Source organism: Mitsuaria sp. TWR114, from assembly GCF_007997345.1.
The window spans coordinates 1-5882 of sequence record NZ_VOSR01000558.1; the positions used below are offsets into that span (position 1 = coordinate 1).

A 5882-nucleotide genomic window follows, 5' to 3' on the forward strand; every position below is an offset into this window, starting at 1 on the left:
CGGCCGGCAGGGGGCGGTCTCGGCGAGACTCGCCGCGCTGTGGGGCGGCGTGGTGGCGGACGGTTTGGCCTCGAGCGCGGGAGGGCGTTTGCTGGGCGACAGGTCGGTCGCGTAGGCGTCGGAATCTAGGCGGCTGGCGCGCTTGGTCGGAGGCTTGGGCAGTGGCATGTGCGGGGGTGGCGGGCTTGCGTGATGAGCCTGGGTCCACGCGGACCAGGGGTCATGCCCCAGGCCTGACGGGCGGTGGCGATGCCGGAGGTATCGGCGGCATCGGGGGCCTCGAACTCGCCAGCGGGCCCCAGAAGACAAAAAGCCGCACCGGGGGCGGTGCGGCTCGTCCTTGGGGATTCAATCGCTGCGATCAGGCACAGGGGCATGCGGCCGATTATGCACAACTCGCCGCGCGTGCCCATGACGGACAGATGGCGGCGTTGCTGTCAGACGGCGCCTCGCGCGAGTCAGCGCAAACCCGGGATGCGAGGCAGCGGAATCGGTGGTCCGATGCGAGATTCCGCAACCCTGGCCGGATCGCGGCGTCGATCAGGCGGCTTCCTTCTTCAGCGCCTTGACGGCCTTGAGCACTTCGTCGACGTGGCCGGCGACCTTGATGCCGCGCCATTCCTCGCGCAGGATGCCCTGGGCATCGATCAGGAAGGTCGAGCGCTCGATGCCCTTGACCTTCTTGCCGTACATGATCTTGTTCTTCACCACACCGAACATGTGGCAGAGCTTTTCCTCGGTGTCGGCGATCAGTTCGAAGGGCAGTTCCAGGTTCTGCTTGAACTTGTCATGCGAGGCCATGTTGTCGCGGGACACCCCCAGCACGACGGCGCCGGCCTTCACGAAGTCCTTGTGATGGTCGCGGAACTGCATCGCTTCGGTGGTGCAGCCCGGGGTGTTGTCCTTCGGGTAGAAGTACAGCACCACGACCTTGCCCAGAAAGGCTTGGGGTGTGAACTTCACGCCTCCCGTGGCAAGAGCTTCAATGTCCGGGAGGGGTTTGTTGAGCGCTGGCGTCATGTGGCGTTCTTCAGAGAGATGTGCCCGGGCGGGCATAGCCAGCGATTATACGTTGAATGGGTCGTCTCTCTCCCCGGCTGACCTGGACGAGCCAATGCGCTCCCAGAGAGAGGGAGGTCGGACGGGGAGCCGCGGGCGGTCGCGGCCGGCGGGCGCTCAGGGCTCGATGAGCAGCGCGGCCAACACGGCGCGGCCTTCGCTCGCCAGCACGTTGTAGGTGCGGCAGGCGGCGCCGATGTCCATGGTCTCCATGCCGATGCGGGCGTCGATCAGCGCACGATACAGCGCCGGCCGCGCGAAGCGGATCTTCGACCCGCTGCCGAAGATCACCAGCTCGGGCTTGCGTTTGAGGATGCGCTCGAAGTGCGCTTCGGTCAGGTCCTCGAAGCGGGTGACGTCCCAGTCCTCGGGCTGCCCTTGCCAAGGGACGAGCACGCTGTGCGCCTGCTCGACACCGTTGACCCACACGTGGTGCAGGTCGTGCTTGGAGATCATGTTGCCGCCCAGCGGCTGGTCGGGTTGAAATTTCATTGAGGCTGATTCTGGCAGCGACGGAGGGTGGCGCCGCGCGGCCGTGCGATTACCCGCGATAACCCTGTGTTTAAATCGACGGTCCCGATTTTCCCCTGTGTATTCCAGGAGCCATCTTGAGAACCGTCACCAAGTCCAGCAAATTGGCCAATGTCTGTTATGACATCCGCGGACCCGTGCTGGACAAGGCCCGGCAGATGGAGGAAGAGGGCCAGAAGATCATCAAGCTGAACATCGGCAATATCGCCGCCTTCGGCCTGATGCCGCCGGACGAAATTGTCCAGGACATGATCCGCAACCTGCCCGACGCGGCCGGCTACACGGATTCCAAGGGCCTGTTCGCGCCGCGCAAGGCGGTGGTCCATTACTGCCAGGAAAAGGGGATTCGCGGCGTCGCGGTCGACGACGTGTACCTGGGCAACGGCGCGTCTGAGCTGATCGTGATGGCGCTCAACGCGATGCTGGACAACGGCGACGAGGTGCTGCTGCCGGCGCCCGACTACCCGCTGTACACCGCCGCGGTCGCGCTCTCGGGCGGCAATCCGGTGCATTACGTCTGCGACGAATCCAGCGACTGGTTCCCCGACATCGCCGACATCAAGTCCAAGATCACGCCGCGCACGAAGGCGATCGTCGTGATCAACCCGAACAACCCGACCGGCGCGCTCTATCCGGAGCCGCTGCTGCGCGAGATCGTCGAGATCGCGCGCCAGCACCAGCTGATCATCCTGGCCGACGAGATCTACGACAAGACGCTGTACGACGGCAACGTGCACACCAGCATCGCGTCGCTGTCGGACGACGTGCTGACGCTGACCTTCAACGGGCTGTCCAAGAACTACCGCAGCTGCGGCTACCGCGCCGGCTGGATGGTGGTCTCCGGCGACAAGCGCCATGCGCTGGACTACATCACCGGCCTGAACATGCTGGCCTCGATGCGGCTGTGCGCCAACACGCCGGGCCAGCTCGCGATCCAGACCGCGCTGGGCGGCTACCAGTCGATCAAGGACCTGGTGGCGCCGGGCGGCCGCCTGGCGCGCCAGCGCGACCTCGCCTACGAGCTGCTTACGCAGATCCCGGGCGTGAGCGTCGTCAAGCCCAAGGCCGCGCTCTACATGTTCCCCCGCCTCGACCCCAAGATCTACCCGATCGAGGACGACCAGCAGTTCGCCTACGAGCTGCTGGCCGAGGAGAAGGTGCTGATCGTCCAGGGGACGGGCTTCAACTGGAAGTCTCCCGATCATTTCCGGCTCGTGTTCCTGCCCAACACCGACGACCTGCGTGAAGCCGTCGGCCGCATCGAGCGCTTCCTGGGCACCTATCGCAAACGCCACGGCCGCTGACCCCTCGACCTCCTGAAAGACACATGACGATGAACCCGATCAAAGTTGGCCTGCTGGGCATTGGTACCGTCGGCGGCGGCACGTTCCAGGTGCTGCGCCGCAACCAGGAAGAGATCCGCGGCCGCGCGGGTCGCGGCATCGAGATCGCGATGGTGGCCGACCTGGACGTCGAGCGCGCCAGGAGCATCGTCGGCGACGCCTGCACTGTGGTGGCGGACGCGCGCGAGGTGATCGCGAATCCGGAGATCGACATCGTCGTCGAGCTGATCGGCGGCTACGGCATCGCGCGCACGCTGGTGCTGGACGCGATCAAGGCCGGCAAGCACGTGGTGACGGCCAACAAGGCGTTGCTGGCGGTGCATGGCAGCGAGATCTTCGCCGCCGCGCGCGAGCAGGGCGTGATGGTCGCCTTCGAGGCCGCGGTGGCCGGCGGCATCCCCATCATCAAGGCGCTGCGCGAGGGCCTGACCGCCAACCGCATCGAGTGGATCGCCGGGATCATCAACGGCACGACCAACTTCATCCTGTCGGAGATGCGCTCCAAGGGCCTGGACTTCGCGACGGTGCTGAAGGAGGCGCAGCGGCTGGGCTATGCCGAGGCCGATCCGACCTTCGACATCGAGGGCGTGGACGCCGCGCACAAGGCCACGATCATGAGCGCGATCGCGTTCGGCATTCCGGTGCAGTTCGAGCAGGCCCATGTCGAAGGCATCACCGCGCTGCAGGCCACCGACATCAAGTACGCCGAGCAGCTCGGCTACCGCATCAAGCTGCTGGGCATCGCGCGCCGCCGCGACCGTGGCATCGAGCTGCGCGTGCATCCGACGCTGATCCCGGCGAACCGCCTGATCGCCAACGTCGAGGGCGCGATGAACGCGGTGCTGGTGCAGGCCGACGCGGTCGGCACGACGCTGTACTACGGCAAGGGCGCGGGCGCGGAGCCGACGGCCTCGGCGGTGATCGCCGACCTGGTCGACATCACGCGCCTGGCCACGGCCGATCCGGACCACCGCGTGCCGCACCTGGCCTTCCAGCCGGACGCGATGAACGACACGCCGATCCTGCCGATGGAGCAGGTGCAGACCGCGTTCTACCTGCGCCTGCGCGTGGCGGACCAGGCGGGCGTGCTGTCGCGCATCACGACCATCCTGGCCGAGCACGAGATCAGCATCGACGCGGTGCTGCAGCGCGAATCGGCCGAAGGCGAGAGCCAGACCGACCTGATCATCCTGACGCACGACACGCAGGAAGGCCGCATGAGTGAGGCGCTGGCGAAGATGCAGGCGCTGGAGACGGTGCTCGCGCCGATCGTGAAGCTGCGCAAGGAAGAGCTGGCGTGAAGTACCTGAGCACCCGCGGCGACAAGACCGAGCGCCACTTTTGCGACATCCTGCTGGAAGGCCTCGCGCCCGATGGCGGGCTGTACCTGCCGACCGCCTATCCGCGGGTCGACGCCGCGACGCTCGCGCGCTGGCGCGGGCTGCCGTACGCCGACCTGGCCTTCGAGATCCTGTCGCTCTACATCGACGACATCCCGGCCGCGGACCTGAAGGCGATCGTGCATCGCACCTACACCGAGGCCGTCTTCGGCACGCCGCAGATCACGCCGCTCAAGCCGCTGGCGCCGGGGCTGGCGCTGGTCGCGCTGTCCAACGGGCCGACGCTGGCCTTCAAGGACATGGCGATGCAGCTGCTGGGCCAGCTGTTCGAGTACGAACTGGGCCGCCGCGGCGAGACGCTGAACATCCTGGGCGCGACCTCGGGCGACACCGGCAGCGCCGCGGAGTACGCGATGCGCGGCAAGGCCGGCATCCAGGTCTTCATGCTCAGCCCGCACGGGCGCATGAGCCCGTTCCAGCAAGCGCAGATGTTCAGCCTGCAGGAACCCAACATCCACAACATCGCCGTGCAGGGCGTGTTCGACGACTGCCAGGACATCGTCAAGGCGGTCTCGAACGACCTCGCGTTCAAGCGCGGCCATCGCATCGGCACCGTCAACTCGATCAACTGGGCGCGGCTGCTGGCGCAGGTCGTCTACTACTTCGCGGCCTACTTCCAGGCGACGAAGACCGACGCGGAGCGGGTCAGCTTCACCGTGCCCTCGGGCAACTTCGGCAATGTCTGCGCGGGCCACGTGGCGCGCATGATGGGCCTGCCGATCGATCAACTGGTCGTCGCGACCAACGAGAACGACGTGCTCGACGAGTTCTTCCGCACCGGCGTCTACCGTCCGCGCGGCGCCGAGCACACGCTGGAGACCTCCAGCCCGTCGATGGACATCTCCAAGGCCAGCAACTTCGAGCGCTTCGTGTTCGACCTGCTGGACCGCGACGCGGCGCGCGTGAACCGCCTGTTCGGCGAGGAGCTGGCGGCCAAGGGCTGCTTCGAGATCACCGCCGAGGAGCGCGCGCGCATCGGCGAGCGCTACGGCTTCGTCTCGGGCCGCAGCACCCATGAAGACCGCGTCGCGACGATCCGCCAATGCCATGCGCAGTACGGCGTGATCATCGACACGCACACCGCCGACGGCCTGAAGGTGGCGCTCGACAAGCGCCAGCCCGGCGTGCCGATGCTGGTGCTGGAGACGGCGCTGCCGGCCAAGTTCGCCGCGACCATCGAGGAAGCGCTGGGCCTGGTGCCGCCGCGGCCCGCCGCGCTGGACGACCTGGAGTCGCGCCCCAAGCGCGTGACCGTGCTGCCGGTCTCCGTCGACCAGGTCAAGCAGTTCATCGTCGACCATGTCTGACGCCAAGCCCGCTCCGACCGCTGGCGCCGTGGCGCAGCGCGCGCCGATGCTGCCGATGGAGGACGCGCTGCAGCGTCTGCTGTTGCAGGTGACGCCGCTGGGGCGGACCGAATCGGTGGCTACGCCGCTGGCGCGCGGGCGCGTGCTGGCGCAGGACCTGGTGTCGCCGCTGGACGTGCCGCCGTACGACAACAGCGCGATGGACGGCTACGCGATGCGCGCGGCCGACGTGGCCGCGCTGG

The 5882-nt window shown here is 67.2% G+C and carries 5 protein-coding genes and 1 pseudogene; 4 read left to right on the plus strand and 2 right to left on the minus strand.

All coding sequences use genetic code 11. The annotated features are described in order from the left end of the window. Positions 1-540: 540 nt before the first annotated feature. Both FUT87_RS19305 and FUT87_RS19310 read right to left on the minus strand, forming a co-directional pair. Positions 541-1020 carry a peroxiredoxin gene (locus FUT87_RS19305; RefSeq protein WP_091723931.1) on the minus strand — a complete coding sequence of 160 codons (480 nt, stop codon included), beginning with the start codon at positions 1018-1020 and terminating at the stop codon, positions 541-543. Between the two features lie 156 nt (positions 1021-1176). Further along, positions 1177-1551, minus strand: coding sequence for an Mth938-like domain-containing protein (locus tag FUT87_RS19310; RefSeq protein WP_091723934.1), 375 nt, complete (start codon positions 1549-1551; stop codon positions 1177-1179). Between the two features lie 116 nt (positions 1552-1667). Between FUT87_RS19310 and FUT87_RS19315 the strand changes: the two genes are divergently transcribed. The 4 genes and pseudogenes from FUT87_RS19315 to FUT87_RS19330 all read left to right on the plus strand — a co-directional run. Next, positions 1668-2894 carry a pyridoxal phosphate-dependent aminotransferase gene (locus FUT87_RS19315; RefSeq protein WP_147242076.1) on the plus strand — a complete coding sequence of 409 codons (1227 nt, stop codon included), beginning with the start codon at positions 1668-1670 and terminating at the stop codon, positions 2892-2894. A gap of 29 nt (positions 2895-2923) precedes the next feature. Then, positions 2924-4234 carry a homoserine dehydrogenase gene (locus FUT87_RS19320; RefSeq protein ID WP_091725148.1) on the plus strand — a complete coding sequence of 437 codons (1311 nt, stop codon included), beginning with the start codon at positions 2924-2926 and terminating at the stop codon, positions 4232-4234. Continuing rightward, on the plus strand, positions 4231-5640 hold the full coding sequence (thrC, locus tag FUT87_RS19325) for a threonine synthase (RefSeq protein WP_147242077.1): 1410 nt from the start codon (positions 4231-4233) through the stop codon (positions 5638-5640). Before FUT87_RS19320 ends, thrC begins: the two co-directional genes overlap by 4 nt. After that, positions 5633-5882 (plus strand): annotated as a pseudogene (locus FUT87_RS19330) (molybdopterin molybdenumtransferase MoeA); the annotation flags it as partial. The gene thrC and the pseudogene FUT87_RS19330, both read left to right, overlap by 8 nt.

What these genes read in the sequence shown, in the direction of transcription:
- FUT87_RS19305 (WP_091723931.1), bottom strand. Translation starts at nt 1,020, where the DNA reads ATGACGCCAGCGCTCAACAAACCCCTCCCGGACATTGAAGCTCTTGCC.
- FUT87_RS19310 (WP_091723934.1), bottom strand. Translation starts at nt 1,551, where the DNA reads ATGAAATTTCAACCCGACCAGCCGCTGGGCGGCAACATGATCTCCAAG.
- FUT87_RS19320 (WP_091725148.1), top strand. Translation starts at nt 2,924, where the DNA reads ATGAACCCGATCAAAGTTGGCCTGCTGGGCATTGGTACCGTCGGCGGC.